The sequence below is a fragment of the Sporofaciens sp. St.21A7 genome (genome assembly GCF_059728535.1).
The window spans coordinates 34,867-50,947 of sequence record NZ_BAAGFN010000002.1 but is presented as its reverse complement, the minus strand read 5'-3'; the positions used below and the strand labels follow the sequence as shown (position 1 = coordinate 50,947).

Annotated in this window: 18 protein-coding genes; 11 read left to right on the top strand and 7 right to left on the bottom strand. The window is 41.6% G+C overall.

The genetic code is table 11. The features are described 5' to 3' along the window. Positions 1-412 precede the first annotated feature (412 nt). The 3 genes from AC6I3O_RS26710 to AC6I3O_RS26700 all read left to right on the top strand — a co-directional run bounded on the left by AC6I3O_RS26710 (position 413) and on the right by AC6I3O_RS26700 (position 2,378). Positions 413-1,726 carry an AAA family ATPase gene (locus tag AC6I3O_RS26710; protein WP_497853759.1) on the top strand — a complete coding sequence of 438 codons (1,314 nt, stop codon included), beginning with the start codon at positions 413-415 and terminating at the stop codon, positions 1,724-1,726. Positions 1,727-1,819: 93 nt separating this feature from the next. Beyond that, complete coding sequence (locus AC6I3O_RS26705; RefSeq protein ID WP_497853757.1) at positions 1,820-1,981, top strand: hypothetical protein; 162 nt, start codon at positions 1,820-1,822, stop codon at positions 1,979-1,981. Between the two features lie 22 nt (positions 1,982-2,003). Continuing rightward, on the top strand, positions 2,004-2,378 hold the full coding sequence (locus AC6I3O_RS26700; RefSeq protein ID WP_497853755.1) for an RloB domain-containing protein: 375 nt from the start codon (positions 2,004-2,006) through the stop codon (positions 2,376-2,378). A gap of 175 nt (positions 2,379-2,553) precedes the next feature. On the opposite strand, the gene AC6I3O_RS26695 is transcribed toward AC6I3O_RS26700, so the two are convergent. Beyond that, positions 2,554-3,174 (bottom strand): hypothetical protein, encoded by a 621-nt coding sequence (locus AC6I3O_RS26695; RefSeq protein ID WP_016220684.1) that lies wholly within the window; start codon positions 3,172-3,174, stop codon positions 2,554-2,556. A 285-nt stretch (positions 3,175-3,459) separates the two neighbouring features. Between AC6I3O_RS26695 and AC6I3O_RS26690 the strand changes: the two genes are divergently transcribed. The 8 genes from AC6I3O_RS26690 to AC6I3O_RS26655 all read left to right on the top strand — a co-directional run bounded on the left by AC6I3O_RS26690 (position 3,460) and on the right by AC6I3O_RS26655 (position 11,431). Further along, entirely contained in the window at positions 3,460-4,170 is a 711-nt protein-coding gene (locus AC6I3O_RS26690; protein WP_497853753.1) for a response regulator transcription factor, read from the top strand. Positions 4,171-4,195: 25 nt separating this feature from the next. Continuing rightward, positions 4,196-5,224, top strand: a complete 1,029-nt coding sequence (locus tag AC6I3O_RS26685; protein ID WP_160283562.1) for a sensor histidine kinase — start codon at positions 4,196-4,198, stop codon at positions 5,222-5,224. A 59-nt stretch (positions 5,225-5,283) separates the two neighbouring features. After that, positions 5,284-5,967, top strand: a complete 684-nt coding sequence (locus AC6I3O_RS26680) for a response regulator transcription factor (RefSeq protein ID WP_497853750.1) — start codon at positions 5,284-5,286, stop codon at positions 5,965-5,967. Continuing rightward, positions 5,955-7,055 carry a HAMP domain-containing sensor histidine kinase gene (locus AC6I3O_RS26675; RefSeq protein ID WP_302168491.1) on the top strand — a complete coding sequence of 367 codons (1,101 nt, stop codon included), beginning with the start codon at positions 5,955-5,957 and terminating at the stop codon, positions 7,053-7,055. Before AC6I3O_RS26680 ends, AC6I3O_RS26675 begins: the two co-directional genes overlap by 13 nt. 124 nt (positions 7,056-7,179) lie before the next feature. After that, entirely contained in the window at positions 7,180-7,863 is a 684-nt protein-coding gene (locus AC6I3O_RS26670; protein ID WP_302168492.1) for an ABC transporter ATP-binding protein, read from the top strand. Beyond that, on the top strand, positions 7,860-10,349 hold the full coding sequence (locus AC6I3O_RS26665) for an FtsX-like permease family protein (RefSeq protein WP_497853746.1): 2,490 nt from the start codon (positions 7,860-7,862) through the stop codon (positions 10,347-10,349). The genes AC6I3O_RS26670 and AC6I3O_RS26665 overlap by 4 nt, the downstream gene beginning before the upstream one ends. A 103-nt stretch (positions 10,350-10,452) precedes the next feature. Then, on the top strand, positions 10,453-10,932 hold the full coding sequence (locus AC6I3O_RS26660; protein WP_016220676.1) for an MGMT family protein: 480 nt from the start codon (positions 10,453-10,455) through the stop codon (positions 10,930-10,932). 49 nt (positions 10,933-10,981) lie between these two features. After that, complete coding sequence (locus AC6I3O_RS26655; RefSeq protein ID WP_016220675.1) at positions 10,982-11,431, top strand: GNAT family N-acetyltransferase; 450 nt, start codon at positions 10,982-10,984, stop codon at positions 11,429-11,431. Positions 11,432-11,595: 164 nt separating this feature from the next. On the opposite strand, the gene AC6I3O_RS26650 is transcribed toward AC6I3O_RS26655, so the two are convergent. The 6 genes from AC6I3O_RS26650 to AC6I3O_RS26625 form a co-directional block, all read right to left on the bottom strand. Next, positions 11,596-11,724, bottom strand: coding sequence for a DUF6809 family protein (locus AC6I3O_RS26650; RefSeq protein ID WP_016220674.1), 129 nt, complete (start codon positions 11,722-11,724; stop codon positions 11,596-11,598). A gap of 81 nt (positions 11,725-11,805) precedes the next feature. After that, positions 11,806-12,561: an ABC transporter permease gene (locus tag AC6I3O_RS26645; RefSeq protein WP_016220673.1), complete on the bottom strand. Its 756-nt coding sequence runs from the start codon at positions 12,559-12,561 to the stop codon at positions 11,806-11,808. A gap of 10 nt (positions 12,562-12,571) precedes the next feature. Next, on the bottom strand, positions 12,572-13,306 hold the full coding sequence (locus tag AC6I3O_RS26640; protein WP_016220672.1) for an ABC transporter permease: 735 nt from the start codon (positions 13,304-13,306) through the stop codon (positions 12,572-12,574). Then, positions 13,299-14,222 (bottom strand): ABC transporter ATP-binding protein, encoded by a 924-nt coding sequence (locus tag AC6I3O_RS26635; protein WP_016220671.1) that lies wholly within the window; start codon positions 14,220-14,222, stop codon positions 13,299-13,301. The genes AC6I3O_RS26640 and AC6I3O_RS26635 overlap by 8 nt, the downstream gene beginning before the upstream one ends. 105 nt (positions 14,223-14,327) lie before the next feature. Continuing rightward, the gene (locus AC6I3O_RS26630) at positions 14,328-15,251 is read right to left on the bottom strand and encodes a sensor histidine kinase (RefSeq protein WP_016220670.1); all 924 of its coding nucleotides are present in this window, start codon (positions 15,249-15,251) and stop codon (positions 14,328-14,330) included. A gap of 1 nt (position 15,252) precedes the next feature. Beyond that, positions 15,253-15,951 carry a response regulator transcription factor gene (locus tag AC6I3O_RS26625; protein ID WP_497853741.1) on the bottom strand — a complete coding sequence of 233 codons (699 nt, stop codon included), beginning with the start codon at positions 15,949-15,951 and terminating at the stop codon, positions 15,253-15,255. Between the last annotated feature and the right edge of the window lie 130 nt (positions 15,952-16,081).

The window sequence follows — 16,081 nt, the reverse complement described above, 5'->3', positions numbered from 1 at the left end:
AGGTAAATTGCTTAAATGCAATACAAAACTGTTGAACTCTCTGCATTTATATGATAAGATTCAAGTGCTACGTTGAATTTGTACAATGCAGATTCAGTTTGAAAGATGGTCGAGAGGCCATCTTTTTACCTTTATTAGCACTTATATAAAATGAGTGCTAATGCTCCTGTAAGTAAAAGATAACATATCGAATGTTTCTTGTCAAGAGAGATTAAGAGAAAAAAACTCTAATATAAATTGAAATAGAGAAAAAAAGCATATAAATCTATTGACACAAGAGAATTATTCACAATATAATGGATAGTATATTAATATAAATAGAATAAATATAGTAGAAAGAGAGTAGAAAGAGATGTTTATAGGCTTTTCAGTCAGTAATTATTTGTCATTCAAAACTGCGCAAACAATGTCAATGGCAGCATCTAAGGTGGCAAGGCATAAGGAACACATCTTAAATGGCAACGGAAAGAAAATATTAAAAACAGGACTTATCTATGGCGCTAATGCTAGTGGAAAGAGTAATTTAGTGAAAGCGATTGATTTTTCAAGAGATATTATATTAGACGGCTTGGGAGCGGTTGATTTAAACAAAAAATATTTTAGAATATCTGGTAAGTGTTATAAGACACCAGGGGTTTTTGAGTACAGGCTGATAACACATACGGGGAAGGAATATTCTTATGGGATTGCGATATCCTATGCAGAAAAAGAAATTCTTTCAGAATGGTTGATTCGTATAGAGAAAAGTGGCACAGAGACTTATATTTTTAATAGGAATATTGACGATAATGGCATAAATCTTACTGAAAGTGAAATTAAAATTAAAGATGCTGAAGAAAAAATGAGATGGGAAATTTATTTGGGCGATTTTGGTGAAAATATATCTGAGTCTATGAAGAAAAAAACCATTTTAAGTGATATAGCTGAAAGAAGCAACGGCAGGCAAGGAGTCTTTTCTGAAATTCTAGATGTTTTTATTTGGTTTCAAAGCATGATAATCATATTTCCGACCAGTCAATATAGTGGTTTAAACCAGATGGTTGAAGATGAGCAGCTCAGAAATGTTTTTTCAAAACTCCTAAAATATTTTGATACTGGTATTGAATCTGTGGAATCAAAGCTAGGACAAATGGAGTTTGATAAAATTTTTGAAGGTATCCCGAAGGAAGACGCTGAAAAATTAAAAGCCAGAATTTCGAATGATATAGGGGATGATCCTGTAATGTTCAAGGTAAGTAGTCAGGTATACTCTTTAAGTAAAGATGACGAAGGGAATATTATTACGACAAAAATGATGCAAAACCATGGTAACATGCAGGAGCTTTTTGAATATTTAGATGAATCTGATGGAACACAAAGGTTATTTGACCTTATCCCCTTATTTTATGAGCACAATGGAAATAGGGTTATTTTTATTGATGAAATTGACAGAAGCCTTCATACGAATCTTACCCGGAAATTTCTTGAGCTGTTTTATCAATTGACAGAAGATGATACGAGCCAGATAATTGCAACAACGCATGATATTAACTTACTGGATTTGGATCTGGTCAGACAGGACGAAATTTGGTTTGTAAAAAGAAAAAGGGATCATAGCTCAAATTTATATTCGTTAAATCGCTACAAGGAACGTTACGATAAGAAAATAGACAAAGAATATTTATTGGGACGTTATGATGCTATACCGATATTTGATGAAGGGGTGTTGGAGGATATAAATGCATAATCGTTACAGGTTAACATCAACGGTATATGACCGGGAAGATGAGACTCAGAAAATTATCCCGGAAAAAAGGTTTTCCTGTCCGTAGAAGGAAATTTGACAGAAAAAGAATACTTCGACGGCTTATCGAAAAATAGAGTGAAAATAGGCATTAACGCAAAAGTTGACGTAGAGGTTTTACGTAGGGGAAAGAAAGATACGAACAGTGCACCTCAGCAGGTAATAGAGTTATTAGAAGAATACATCAGGCTTAGATAAATTACCAAAGAAACAAAAGAATTTGTTTGCTACTGAATTGAAGAAAATAGGCTATGATATCAATTATCGGAAATATTTAAAGAAATATAATGATGAGCTAGATGAGTTTGCCGTATTGATCGACAGAGATATGCAGACACATTCAGAATCTAATATGCTTGAATGTATTAAGTATTGTAGGGATAATGGATATAAATGTTATATTGCGAATCCTTGTTTTGAGTTTTGGTTGCTTATGCATTTAGCTGATATAGAAGTGGAATTTGGCGATCAGTTAGATGAAATTAAAGAAAATAAGAAGGTTTCGGAGCAGCATACTTTTGTAAGTAAGGAAGTATCGGACAGAGCACATCACGGGAAAAGTGGTATTAATTTTGCCAGAAAATATTTGCCTTAAATTGATAAAGCAGTCATTCAAGCAAAAAGGTTCCCTGGTGATGAATATGAATTGGTGGATAGCATAGGGTGTAATTTATGGAGATTGATCGAAGAACTAAAAATGTATGGGAAATAGACAACGTTATAGCAAGGGAGACCGAAGGGAAATTCTATATTCCCTTCTACAGATTAAATTAGCGATTATAATAATTTTCAAAGTTTTTAGTGGAGCGTTTGCTGTATTGTTTGTACAATATTTCAAAGTCTCTGTCTATCAAGGCAATAATATCAAGTTCATTAATAGCAATTTTTGTCTCATTTTCTTTACATAGCAGAAGAAATGTATTGCGGATAATATAGTAAAGCATAATAGAGATTTCAAAATAGTGCAGTATGGGATATTTTACTATCTGTGTATTGCCATGAGTGTATATATGACATGATTTATAAAAATGCTCGAGTTCCTCCAATTCTGAAATCTTGCATATCTTCTTATTCTTGAGATATGTGATAATGCCATAAACAGAGTACGGAAACTTTTTTACCACGTCATGATATCCGTTTATAAAATCTACCCAGCCAAAATGAAGATAATCAACCTTATTTTTTGCATTTTTACAGATGCGATTCTCAAATAATATATCAAATTCTTCAGGATATATCTGAGTACAACAGGATTGTTTAATCTCAAATGTTGTGAATTTTTCATGCCATTTATATAGTTCACTTTGCGAATTTGATATCAGAAGTTTAAGGTATATTTCGATTGCTCCCCGGCATAATGGATATGCGCCGCCAAGCAGATTGTCTTCCATGAGCGATAGAGCCGAAAATCCATTATGTAATATACTGTAATAAAACTGTATGATTCTCTCGTAAAAACTGTACAATAAAGTATAACACAATATAAAGAGGCTGTGTAAAGTAATTTATTTCGTGAAATTTGTGGATTTCATTGGACAATATGCAAAGATGGCCTTTCATTTTGCAAAAGACGGGTAGTTTATTGTAAAGGATGTATATAGATGGTATAATAAATGAACGGGGACGTAGCGATACATGTAGAATTATAAAAGAAAAATCCAGAGGAAGATAATATAATGAAACAGATTTTACTGGTGGAAGATGATTTAAGTTTAATTAGCGGACTTTCTTTTGCAGTCAAAAAAGAAGGATATGGGATAGATGTTGCCCGCACAAGCCTGGAAGCTGATACGCTCTGGACTGATGGAAAATACGACCTGGTTATTCTGGATGTCTCCCTCCCTGACGGTTCCGGTTTTGATTTGTGCAAAAAAATGCGTCTGACTTCCAGGGTTCCGATTATGTTTTTAACTGCTGCGGATGATGAGACGGATATTGTCATGGGGCTTGATATCGGCGGGGATGATTATATCACGAAACCATTTAAGCTGGCTGTGTTCCTGTCAAGGGTGAATGCCCTGCTCCGCAGAAGCGGCAACTTTGCTCAGGAGAAATCGGAGCTTAGCTCCAATGATATCACGGTGGAACGCATAAAAGGAGAAGTTTATAAAAGAGACGAGCAGCTTGACCTTACGGCAAGTGAATATAAACTGCTGTGCCTGTTTATGGAGAATCCCGGCATTGTACTTTCACCTGAGCAGATTTTAAACAGGCTGTGGGATTGTGATGAAAACTATATCGACAATAATACGCTTACGTCCTATATACGGAGACTTCGTATAAAGATAGAGGATGATCCCGGAAAGCCGGAAAGAATTGTAACCGTCCGCCGTATGGGTTATAAATGGAATCCGGCGGAGGGAGGCATGGAATCCAGGAAGATGTAAAGGAAACATCTTGTAGAGGTGTATTATGAAGATACTGGCAAATCAAAAAATAAAAGCGCTGTTCTGTAAAATTCTTCTATATATAATAGGGTTTTCAGTGTTTTTTATTGTTTTCATGCAACTTGGAATCACACTGGCAGCTCTCTACATTGGAATTGGCGCTTGCGTTATGGGATTCCTGATCATATTGGCATGCTATGGATATTTTAAAGAACAGAATGAGATTATGGAGAAGGCAGTGTGGCAGATCAGGGAATATATTTCCGGCAGCAAAGACGCACGTATCGAATGTTATGATGAGGGAGAACTATACAGGCTGTTTCATGAAGTGAATTCTTTGGTTTCTATCCTGAACGCACATATTGAGAAGGAAGGGAAAGAGAAGGAGTTCTTGAGAAATACGATATCGGATATTTCCCATCAGTTAAAGACTCCCCTGGCAGCCTTAAATATTTATAACGGGATTTTGCAGGGAGAGGCGGAAAATCTGCCTACGATTAAAGAGTTTGCCGATCTTTCCGAGCAGGAACTGGAAAGGATTGAAACATTGGTACAGAATCTGTTAAAGATTTCAAAATTTGATGCGGGTACAATTGTAATGGAGAGGAAAACGGAAAATATATCTGAGATGATGGAACGTATCAAAAAGAGTTTCCGTTTTCGTGCCGGACAGGAAGAAAAAGAGATTATTCTTTCTGGAGATGAATCTACAGACTTTGTCTGTGACCGTAACTGGCTGATGGAGGCAGTGATAAATATTGTAAAAAATGCTTTGGACCATACGGAAAAGGGAGGTTTTGTCTGGATTGAGTGGAAGATGTCAGCGTCTTCGCTGCAGATTGCCATAAAGGATAACGGGACTGGAATCCATCCGGAGGATCTGTATTATATTTTTAAGAGGTTTTACAGAAGTCGGTATTCCAAGGATACACAGGGAATTGGTCTTGGCCTGCCTCTTGCAAAATCTATTATTGAAGCGCATGGGGGCAGTATTGCAGCTGACAGCGGATTAGGGGCCGGCTCGGCATTTTATATAAATTTTCCTACTCTCTGAAAGTTTCTTGATATTTTCGTGCTAAAATAGAGATCTATCAAACATTTGGAGGATATCAGATGCGATATAAGATACTGATTGTGGACGATGAACCGGGAATCACCGATATGATAAAAGAGTATTTTGAGCCGGAGTATGAAGTGTATACGGCTGACAGCGGCGGGGAAGCGGTAAAAAAGCTGTATGTGGAGCCGGATTTGATTCTTCTTGATATCAATATGCCAAAGATGGACGGCCTGGAGGTCTGCCGGAAAATCCGCGGATTTGTCACCTGCCCCATTCTGTTTCTGACTGCAAGGGTGGAATCTCCGGATAAGATTACCGGCTTTCAGGCAGGGGCGGATGACTATATTGTAAAGCCCTTTGAACTGGATGAGCTTGGCGCGCGGGTGGCGGCGCATTTGCGCAGGGAGCAGCGCACACTGGATAACCGGGCAGCCGGCAGGGCAGTCCGGTTTTTCGGCGAACTGGCGGTTGATTATGGGACCCGAAGTGTGTCGGTAAACGGAAATCCGGTTTTGCTGACGAAAAGAGAGTTTGACATCCTGGAACTGCTCTCTAAGAATATGGGACAGGTATTTGACCGGGAACGGATCTATGACATGATCTGGGGGATTGACGGGGAAGGAAACAGCGGCACTGTGATGGAGCATATCCGCAAGCTCAGGGCAAAACTGGCCGAGCATACGCTTCACAGCTATATTGAGACAGTCTGGGGGTGCGGATATAAATGGAACGCCTGAAAAAAATGGGTCTAAAGAGAGCGTTTTTTGTGCTGTCTTCCCTCTGTGTCGTTCTTTCGCTGTGTCTCCTTTTACTGCTTTTCGTGTGCTGTGAGAAAGTCCGGGACAATTACCCGTCCGGGGGAATTGAATTCAGGGCGGATGGAACGAATGTACTGCTTCAGCAGCCGACAAAGGGGCAGCGGAGAATCCTGCGTATGATAGACAGCTTTCAGCTTTTTGCATGTATCTTGCTGCCTGTCGGCGGAATCGGGACTGCAGGGCTTCTGTTTTACCGTATCAAGCTGAAAACGCCGATTTCTGTCCTGAAGATGGGGACGGAGCGTATCCTGAATCGGGATCTGGATTTTTCCATTCCGGATATTTCAGAGGATGAACTGGGGCAGATCTGCAGAGGATTTGAGATTATGCGGGCAGAACTCCTTCAGGCGAACCAGGAATTGTGGGAGCAGGCGGAAGACAGAAAGAGGCTGAATGCCGCATTTTCCCACGACCTGCGCAATCCGGTTGCTGTTTTAAAAGGAACGGTTAAGCTGATACAGCAGGGGAAAGGCGACCAGAGAACCTTTGACAGGCTTGCGGGTTATACGCTGCGTATCGAGAATTATGTTGAGGCGATGAGCAGTATCCAGAGAATGGAACAGCTTCCGGTTCGGGCCGTAGAATGTACCTATTCCATGCTTGAGACAGAACTGGCGGATACGATAAAGTTTCTTGCTCCGGCATTAGAATCTACGGTTACGGTGGAGCCCAGAGGAAGTACCCGGCTGGATTATGGGATTTTCCTGAATGCTGCCGAGAATCTGATCAGTAATGGGGCGCGGTTTGCTGTGAAAAAGCTGTCTGTACTGCTAAGGGAGAAGGATGGCAGAGTCGTTTTGACGGTCATGGATGACGGCCCCGGATTCCCTCTGAAAATGCTTCGGGAGGGTCCGAAACCTTTCGGAAAAATGAACGAGGAGGCGGAACATTTTGGAATGGGATTATATAGTACCCATGTTCTTTGCCTGAAACATGGAGGGACGCTTAAATTAGAAAATCCGGCAGGCGGAGGAGCAGCGGCAGCCGCTTCGTTTAGAATTATTTGACAATTTTATAATCTTGAACGTTTCTTGAGATTTATGAGTTACACTCTTCTTATACGGATATCCAATGGTTTACATTCCATTACGGACATTTGGCCGTTTTACAAAATATAAGGAGAGTGTTTTTATGATCATTGAGGCAAGAGAACTATCGAAAATCTATGGCAGCGGGGAGAGCCGCGTGGTAGCGCTCGACAAGGCAGACCTTAAAATCGGGCAGGGGGATTTCCTTTCTATTACAGGCCCTTCGGGTAGCGGGAAGAGTACGCTGCTTCACCTGCTGTCCGGTCTGGACCGTCCCACATCAGGGCTGCTTTCCTATGGCGGCAGGGATATTTACAGTTTCCATGATAAGGAGCTTTCCGCTTTCCGGCGCAGGCGTATCGGATTTATCTTCCAGCAGTTTAACCTCCTTCCGGTTCTGACGGCCAGGGAAAATATCATCATGCCGCTTCTATTGGATAAAAAGCAGCCGGATGAAGCTTACCTAAAGAAGCTTACAGAACTTCTTGGAATCCAGAAGCGGCTGAATCATCTTCCCCATGAGCTTTCCGGCGGGCAGCAGCAGCGTGTGGCCATTGCCCGTGCCTTAGCGGCACAGCCGGACATTATTTTTGCGGACGAGCCGACGGGAAATCTTGACAGCAAAAGCGGCGGCGAGGTGATGGAGCTTCTTTGCAATATCAGAAGGGAGCTGGACAAAACGCTGGTGGTCATTACCCATGACAGCCGGATCGCGAAGATGGCTGACAGGCAGTTTGTAATCGTGGATGGAATCCTTTCAGAGACAGGAAGCGGGGTGGAAGTATGAAGTCCTACAGAACTTTGGCATGGAGGGAGCTGTGTGCACAGAAGGTTACTTCCATATTAATACTGATTGCGGTGGTTCTCTCTACAGTCATAACAACCGTAATCGGGCAGTCGATTGGGATTCTGAATGCGATGAAGGAGCAGCAGGCAGCCGCCCTTGCAGGGAAAAAGTATGGATCTTTCGTGCAGCTTTCAGAAGAACAGCTTGCAGAAGTGAAATCCGATTCCCGTTTTTCCTATGTCGGAGCGGCCATTGACCTTGGGACAATCCAGCTGAACAGCCAGCTAAAGCTTAGCCTTGTAGAATATCTGGATCATAGTTATGAGATGTATCCGGCTTTTACAGAACTTCTGGAAGGACGGCTTCCGGAACGTCCAATGGAGATTGCACTGTCAGAGGATGTGTTAAGGTTTCTTGGCTTTCAGGGAAAAGCCGGAGATCGGATTTCCCTGACGGCTTCTAAATCGTGGCGACATGGGATTCTGCCTGCAGTGGATTATACGGAGGAATTTACCCTGACAGGAATCACGAAGAGCAACTATGTAGCCTATACTTATGGCATGCTCCCCGGTATTGTGGGGGAGGGGACGGCTTCCCGGCTGTTCCCGTCAGAGCAGATATATTATGTGGCGGATTTCTGTACCGCGGATAAGAAGACTATGCAGAGTACGGTGGAGGATGTGGCAGAGAAACTGCAGATTCCTGAACTGGATGTGACCTATAATATCGTCTATCTTTCGGCAGTGGGCATCCCCTATGAGAATCCGGAAGAAGGCGGGGAGGATGGGATGGACGTTTCCTTCCTTAAGATTGCGGGTATCATGGTAGGCGGCCTTGTGCTTCTGGCATCAGGGCTTGTGATTTACAATGTGCTGAAAATTTCCGTGTCAAAGCGCACGAAAGAATACGGCGTGTTGCGTGCCATCGGAGGCGGGAAAGATCAGCTCTGGGAGATTGTTTTCCGGCAGATATTGTTTTTGTGTGCAGCCGGAATCCCGGTTGGGATGCTGGCAGGATATTTTTCAGCAGAAAGTATCTTTTCGATGGCAACGAGCTTTGTGTCCCCGGAGATCTTTATGGTAAATGATACTGCGGGATTAAAGGAGCTGATCCGGGAAAACAGCGCAGGGAAGCCACTGTTTCTTGCCGCCAGTGCATTTCTCACCTTGTTCTTTGCATTTGCCGCGGCAGTACCGGCGGTCCGGTATGCGGGGAAGGTGGCGCCGACTGTAGCCATGTCAGGCGGGAATACGAAGATCCGGCGCAGAAACCGCAGGACAAAAAGGATTAAGAATTTTGCGGCTTATTATGCCCGGCTGAATCTGAGGCGGAGCCCCGGACGGACGGCCATTACAATCCTGTCTCTTGTGATGAGTATTTCAGTGTTTATTGCCCTGCAGAGCTTTACTTCGCTTTTAAATGCTGCCAGTCTTATGGAAGAAATGCGTCTTGGGGATTATTCGATTATCAATGAGACGGCCGGCTTTACAGAAAAAGATTTAGATGAGTTATCTCAAAATGATGCTGTTGAATCTGTTGCGGCAATCCAGTTTTCTCTTTATGATACGGAAGAACTGGTTGCCGGGATGTCTCCGGGATTTGAATTGAAGCCGGGGGAGACCTTGCAGGTTGTAGGGTTCAATGAAATGTATATGGACGCTTATACGGAAGGGAAGCTTTCAGAAGAAGAGTTTCAGCGTCTGATGGCAGGAGAGGGCTGTGTGATAAAGAATCCGTTCCCGGTAGTTTATGAGGGGGAGGAGCTGGAACATTCAGAGTTTGCCGCAGGCGATACAGTTTCCATAAAGGGATGGGAGCTTTTGGTCATGGCTGCATTTGACGGAACGGATGGATTCGCGGGAATCGGGAATCAGGGATTTATAAATGGTGTGCAGGTGATTGTATCTGACCGGATTTATTCGGAACTGACAGGAAAGAGCGAGTATCAGGAAATGCTTCCGGTGCTGAAGGAGACGGCGGACAGGAACTTGTTTGACCGGGCGGTGGAAGAACTATGCCGGGAAATTCCGGGCACGACTTATCTCTCTTATGAAGATACGGATCGGCAGCTTGCGGAGAGCTATGAGCAGATCCGGCTGCTGGCATGGGGGCTGATTTTGTTCGTAGGTCTGATTGGCCTTTTGAATATCGTAAATACGGTGTATACGAATATCCATACCAGGGTGACGGAGATTGGGATGCAGAGGGCAATCGGCATGAGCCATGGGGCATTATATCAGACATTCCTGTGGGAAGGGGCGTATTATGGAATCATTGCTGCTGTGATTGGGGGTGTGATTGGGTATATCTGCACGATTTTTGTGGAAGCTGCCCGTACAGATACCATCCAGCTGGTCTCGATTCCTGTAGTTTCCCTGGCGGAGGCGGCCGTAATGTCTGTGCTTGCCTGCCTGATTGCAACGTGCATACCATTGAGGCGGATTGCGAATATGAGTATTGTGGATTCGATTGAAACGGTAGAGTGATAAATACTATTCGGATTTATTTGCTAAGTAGAAAGACGTATTTTTTAAAACTGTCTCATTGCATATGGGCAGGTATTGTATTATGATTTACGAAAAAAGAGATATGGCGAATGAAGATAAAAAAGATTTTAATGCAATGTTGCATGAAAGTAAGGATATGCCCAAGATTCAAGTGATTACGGATCAGAAGAGTATTGACAAATATGGCGGTGACAGAATGTATTTTGCACCGCCAATAGAGTATGATAAAATTATGAAAAGGATTCCTTACGGGAAGGTGATAACCGTGGGAAAGATCCGTGAGTATTTTGCTAAATTAAGCGGTGCTGATTTTACAGAACCTATCACTGCCGGTATTTTTGTTACTATAGCAGCATGGGCAAGCCATCAGAGAACAAAGGATGAGACGCCTTATTGGAGGACGTTGAAAGCAAAAGGAGAGCTAAATCCCAAGTATCCCGGCGGTGTTAAGGCCCAAAAATCAAAACTGGAAGCAGAGGGACATACGATCATTCAAAGGGGAAGAACGAATATCCGGTATTATGTAAGTGATTATGAGGACTTTCTGTTTGATTTAACATAAATGTGCTAAACTGAACGCAATAATAATTCGGAGTTAGGAGGATAACTTTGTGAACATAATCGAATATTTCAGTACAAATAACAAAGAATATTGGCTTTCAAAGATTAAAGAAAGTGATTGGGGGGCAGGTCAGTTTTTATATGAACTGTTAAAAAATCAAAAGTTAAAGGAATATGTCGGTGAAAATACAAAGGTACTTATGTTGACAGAGGGAGGAGATTTGATTTCTTTTTGCACATTTGCTGATAAGGACGATATTCAGCCAACAGAATTAACACCATGGATTGGGTGGGTATATACCTTTCCGCATTATAGAGGACACCGTTATGTTGGAAAGCTGTTAAGTTACGCTGAAACATTGGCAAAAGCAGATGGAATTAATAGCATTTATATTTCAACAAATCATAATGGGTTATATGAGAAATATGGGTATGAGTTTTTTAGAATGATGAAAGATATGCATGGAGAAGATTCAAGAGTATATGTAAAATATCTGTAATTTCCAGCTTGCTGGGAAGCTGCATGGAGTTTAAAATCGGGATTTTTTAAATAGCGTAGAAAATATGGATTATTTAACAGAATTTGATTTCCAACTTGTCAGCAACCCTCCAAAAAAGGCAGCCGCTCCCCTCAAAGCGTCTGCCTTTTCCTGTCCCCGTCCTTTTACTCGTTCCTGAAAACCTCCGCCATCATCTTTGCCCCCAGCTTAAAACCGTCAATGAACATTTCCGAGAATTCAACGTAATCAAGACCGTTGGTATCGTCATGGATTCTTTCTGGCAGTTCTTTCATTTGTGACCTCCTGTATTCAGTTTTCCAGAATCCAGTTGTTCGTGTCCCTGTTCATGTGAATTTATTAGGCAACTGAACTCTTCACGAACAAGTATGGCATATCTTTTCCTTTTCTTTGTGATTTAACCCTACCAATAACAAAATCGAAAGACAACCGCATAACAATAGAATTATAATACTTGCAATTAATTTCTCAGTAGTAGTTTCATAGTAACCTGCAACACCCAATACCGCCGTAATAGGATAGAACGCTCTTAAAGTGCCGGACATACTCATAAACATTCCTGCAAAAGAGTACATTTCTGTTAAGATTAGTGCTAACCAATAGCTTTTCTTTGTATATGTTACTAATGCAATGATAGGAGAAACAGCTAAAAATACGCCTATTCCCTCTAAAAAGTATGTTTTCAAAAAATCGAAAACCATTCCTGCCGACAATTCGGAAAAATGTAAATATGCTTCCGTCAAAAAAGTTATAATAAAAAGCAACACATAGACAAATATACTGAAAGCAAGAGTAATCACCAGCTTTACGATAGTCAATTTTACTTCATTGACAGGAATCAGCCTTAGCGTTTTCATTGTGTCGTCCTGTTCCTCCCGGCAAACCATATAACTTCCCAACAGAGCGATAACAGCAGGAATAACAAGCAAAGTAGCCCAAGGCTGAACCATTGTCATGTACCACCCCGCATTATCAATATACTGTCCTTCTAAATCCATACTGTTCCCGCCGATAAAAACAACAATAGCGACTAATACGGTTGCAAATATGGTAAGTAAGACGATACTTGAGCGACGAAGCTTTTGACGTTCCGCCCAAAGTAATTTCATCATGGAACACACCTCACTTCTTTTTCAAAGCAATATTAGCAAGCAGGATAAAGATAATATCCCAAGCAGCAATACAGAGCAATGCAAATGGAACATTTATCGTCTGTGAAAAAGCAAGCCCTGGAATATCGCTGTCTCGCATGATGATAGCCGCAGTTGAACAAATCGGGTGTAGATATATGTTCGTGTTCATTAAGAAAAATCCTAAGAGGGCATATATCAATGTGATACAGGAAGGGAGAATATATCCCTTTGTCATTGTTGCGATTGACAGAACAGGTAATAGTGCAAAGGCTGTAATCACTCCTATTTCTAAACATCTTTCAAACAAGTACAAAATATGATTCCCGTCAAATCCGATATATCCGGGAAGCACACCAAACGCCGCAGAAGCTATTGCAGTAATCATCATAAAAACGACTGAATAGAATAAAACCACAAAAAACTTACTGAAAAAATAGCTCATTCTGCTTATCGGTACGATCCAAAGCTGCTTTGCTACATCATGCCGCTTTTCTTCATAGATAAGCATTACACAAAATATCCCCAACACGACTGGTAGAATAATAAAAAGCGTATAACCAAATGCAGACCACCGATAAAACTCTAATGGGTTTATTCCTGTTTCTCCTTTGTAGCGAAACAGCAGCATTGCGAAAAAGGGCATAATAAGTGCTGCGAGCAGCATAATCAATAAAAGTTTTCTTCGGCGAAGTTTCAGCAGTTCGGTTTCAATCAATTTAAGCAATGCCTTCCCCTCCTGTAATTTTTTTGAAATAGTCCTCCAATGTATCGTTGCAGACCAGAGAACTCATAACGGTAATATCCTGCATGAAAAGTACCTTGTTGACTTCGCCCATATCAAGGGAAGCGTCATAAAGCCGTAACGTATGGTCGTCTTGAACAGAATAATCGGTCAAATGGAATTGACGTTCTAAAATCAATGTCGTCTTTGGAATATCGGACACTTGCAGCAGGATATATTTACGGTTTTTCTTTTCCAGTTCCCGCATGCTGCTTTCTTCCAAAAGAACGCCATTATCAATAATTCCAATATCGTCGGCCAACAGTGAGATTTCAGAAAGAATATGGCTGGATATAAGAATCGTTTTACCCTGTGCCGCACTTAACTCTTTGATAAAATCCCTTACTTCTGCAATGCCGATAGGGTCAAGCCCGTTTGTCGGCTCGTCTAAAATCAACAATTCCGGGTCATGCAGGATAGCGTTTGCAATCCCAAGTCGCTGTTTCATGCCAAGGGAATATTTGCTGAATAGCTTTTTATCCTTATAGGGCAATCCAACTATTTCCAGAGCGTTTTTTACTGCATGAGGGGCGGCTGTGCCGCGTAGCTTTGCAAAGATTTCCAGATTTTCTGTTCCGGTTAGGTTTGGATAGAAACCCGGCGTTTCGATAATTGCACCAATACGGGGATATACAAGTTTTTCCCGTCCTTTGACATTTTTACCGAATACATCCACTTTGCCGGAAGTAATAGAAGCCAGTCCTAAAATCATTTTCATAATTGTTGTTTTTCCGGCTCCGTTACGCCCTAACAGACCATAAATCCGTCCTTTTTTTACATGGAGATTTACTTTGCTGACAGCCGTTTGTTCTCCATATATTTTTGTCAGCTGCTTTGTTTCAATTACGAAATCATTCATAGATGTTTCCTCCTTTTGCACTCCCTATTATAAATCACTAACCTTGCCATAACCTTGCCGATACCTTGCTTTTTTCTTGTTTTATTAAGAAAAGCCCTGCACTTTTTACAGGGCTTTCGGAAGCAATATGGTAAATTTGGTCCCATGGCCGGAATTGCTTTCGGCGGTGATGGTTCCTTTATGAACGCTGATAAGTTCCTTTGTAATCGCCAGACCTAATCCGTTTCCTTTCGCGGACCGCGACTGGTCGCACTGGTACATTCTTTCAAAGATATGTGGGAGATTGTCGGGAGTTATTCCTTTTCCATTATCCGATATTATAATTTTAGCTTGCCGCATATCCTCGAAAATATGCAATTCCATTTTGTCACCCTCACTGTGAACAATCATGTTTTGCAAAAGGTTATTAAGGACGCGGGTATATGCATTTACATCTATACGGATAAAATACTCTGTTTCGGGTATGACAAATTCATATTCAAAAGAACTGTTTTCCAAGACAGGAATCCAGTCTGCTATAATGTTGCGGGATAGTTCATTCAAATCAAATTTTTCAAAATGAAAAATCTGCTCCCCAGAATCCAGTTTTACCCACTCAAACAGATTTTCCACAAAGGATTTCAGATATTGTGCCTTTTCATGTGTGACATGGATATATTCGTCTTTTTCCTCCCCAATGACTATTTTGTTTTCTACCGCTTCCAGATAACCCACAAGGGAGGCAAGCGGGGTTTTTACATCATGCGAAAGGCTTGTCATCAGCCGTTTATATGCCTGTTCAGATTGTCTTTGCCGTATAAGCTGCGCCTGACTGTTTACGGCTATTTCGTTAATACCATAGCAGATTTTCTTTGTCATGTCGTTTTCGCCTGCTAAAATACGTCGGTTCAAGTTCCCGCCCTCTATGTCCTCTAAGGCGTCTTTTATCAGCGCAAGCTGTGTTCGCACGCGCCGTAAGGCAGAAATGAGATACACAATGATAAGCAGCATGAGGGCTGACACAATGAAAAGATAAACAGTGATGTCCATGTTATGCCTCCTTGTTAAAACGATAGCCGACACCCCGGACAGTTAAAATGTAAAAGGGGTGGTCGGGGTCCGGCTCAATCTTTTTCCTTAATTTGCTGATAAAAGACATAATATTGCTATCGTCAAAAGCATATTCTTCCTCCCATACCTGTGAATAAATTTGCTTTTTGGTAAATACCCGTCCTTTGTTGGAAGCAAGAAAGAGCAGTAAATCAAATTCCTTCCCTGTAAGCGAAACAGGAATATCTTTGACCGAAACTGTACGGTTTAATTTGTCAATTACCATATCTTTCAGCGATATATAATCTGTATCTGCCGTAGAGGGATTTAAGGTAGTGTATCGTCGGATCAGGGAATTGACACGCGCCATAAGCTCGTTAATGCTAAATGGTTTTGTCAGATAATCGTCTGCCCCCATTCGCAAGCCGGACACTTTATCTTCCTCGTCGCTTTTGGCAGTGAGCATAAGGACGGGAACATTGCTTGTCCGCCGTATTTGCTGCAACACTTGAAATCCGTTTAAATCGGGCATCATTACATCCAGAATAATAAGGGAACAGCTATCTTTGTTTTCATCGGCCAGACGCAGCCCCTGAATGCCGCTATATGCAACTATGGCTGATAAATTTTCCTGCTCTACGCATTTTTTCATAAGAGCGCAAAGTTCTTTATCATTATCTATAATCAATACATTATTCATGGCGTAACTCCCTTCCATCAATCAGCTTTTTTGCGTCTTTTTGCATCAGCCGCATATACCCAGGTCTTGAAATATCCGGTATGCGGTTCTCGCTGCAAAGTATTTGTACCTGTCTTTCTTTAAACTGTAT

What these genes read in the sequence shown, in the direction of transcription:
- AC6I3O_RS26625 (WP_497853741.1), bottom strand. Translation starts at nt 15,951, where the DNA reads ATGAATAATGTATTGATTATAGATAATGATAAAGAACTTTGCGCTCTT.
- AC6I3O_RS26690 (WP_497853753.1), top strand. Translation starts at nt 3,460, where the DNA reads ATGAAACAGATTTTACTGGTGGAAGATGATTTAAGTTTAATTAGCGGA.
- AC6I3O_RS26645 (WP_016220673.1), bottom strand. Translation starts at nt 12,561, where the DNA reads ATGATGAAATTACTTTGGGCGGAACGTCAAAAGCTTCGTCGCTCAAGT.
- AC6I3O_RS26630 (WP_016220670.1), bottom strand. Translation starts at nt 15,251, where the DNA reads ATGGACATCACTGTTTATCTTTTCATTGTGTCAGCCCTCATGCTGCTT.
- AC6I3O_RS26685 (WP_160283562.1), top strand. Translation starts at nt 4,196, where the DNA reads ATGAAGATACTGGCAAATCAAAAAATAAAAGCGCTGTTCTGTAAAATT.
- AC6I3O_RS26710 (WP_497853759.1), top strand. Translation starts at nt 413, where the DNA reads ATGGCAGCATCTAAGGTGGCAAGGCATAAGGAACACATCTTAAATGGC.
- AC6I3O_RS26665 (WP_497853746.1), top strand. Translation starts at nt 7,860, where the DNA reads ATGAAGTCCTACAGAACTTTGGCATGGAGGGAGCTGTGTGCACAGAAG.
- AC6I3O_RS26675 (WP_302168491.1), top strand. Translation starts at nt 5,955, where the DNA reads ATGGAACGCCTGAAAAAAATGGGTCTAAAGAGAGCGTTTTTTGTGCTG.
- AC6I3O_RS26660 (WP_016220676.1), top strand. Translation starts at nt 10,453, where the DNA reads ATGGCGAATGAAGATAAAAAAGATTTTAATGCAATGTTGCATGAAAGT.
- AC6I3O_RS26650 (WP_016220674.1), bottom strand. Translation starts at nt 11,724, where the DNA reads ATGAAAGAACTGCCAGAAAGAATCCATGACGATACCAACGGTCTTGAT.
- AC6I3O_RS26635 (WP_016220671.1), bottom strand. Translation starts at nt 14,222, where the DNA reads ATGAATGATTTCGTAATTGAAACAAAGCAGCTGACAAAAATATATGGA.
- AC6I3O_RS26695 (WP_016220684.1), bottom strand. Translation starts at nt 3,174, where the DNA reads ATGGAAGACAATCTGCTTGGCGGCGCATATCCATTATGCCGGGGAGCA.
- AC6I3O_RS26680 (WP_497853750.1), top strand. Translation starts at nt 5,284, where the DNA reads ATGCGATATAAGATACTGATTGTGGACGATGAACCGGGAATCACCGAT.
- AC6I3O_RS26670 (WP_302168492.1), top strand. Translation starts at nt 7,180, where the DNA reads ATGATCATTGAGGCAAGAGAACTATCGAAAATCTATGGCAGCGGGGAG.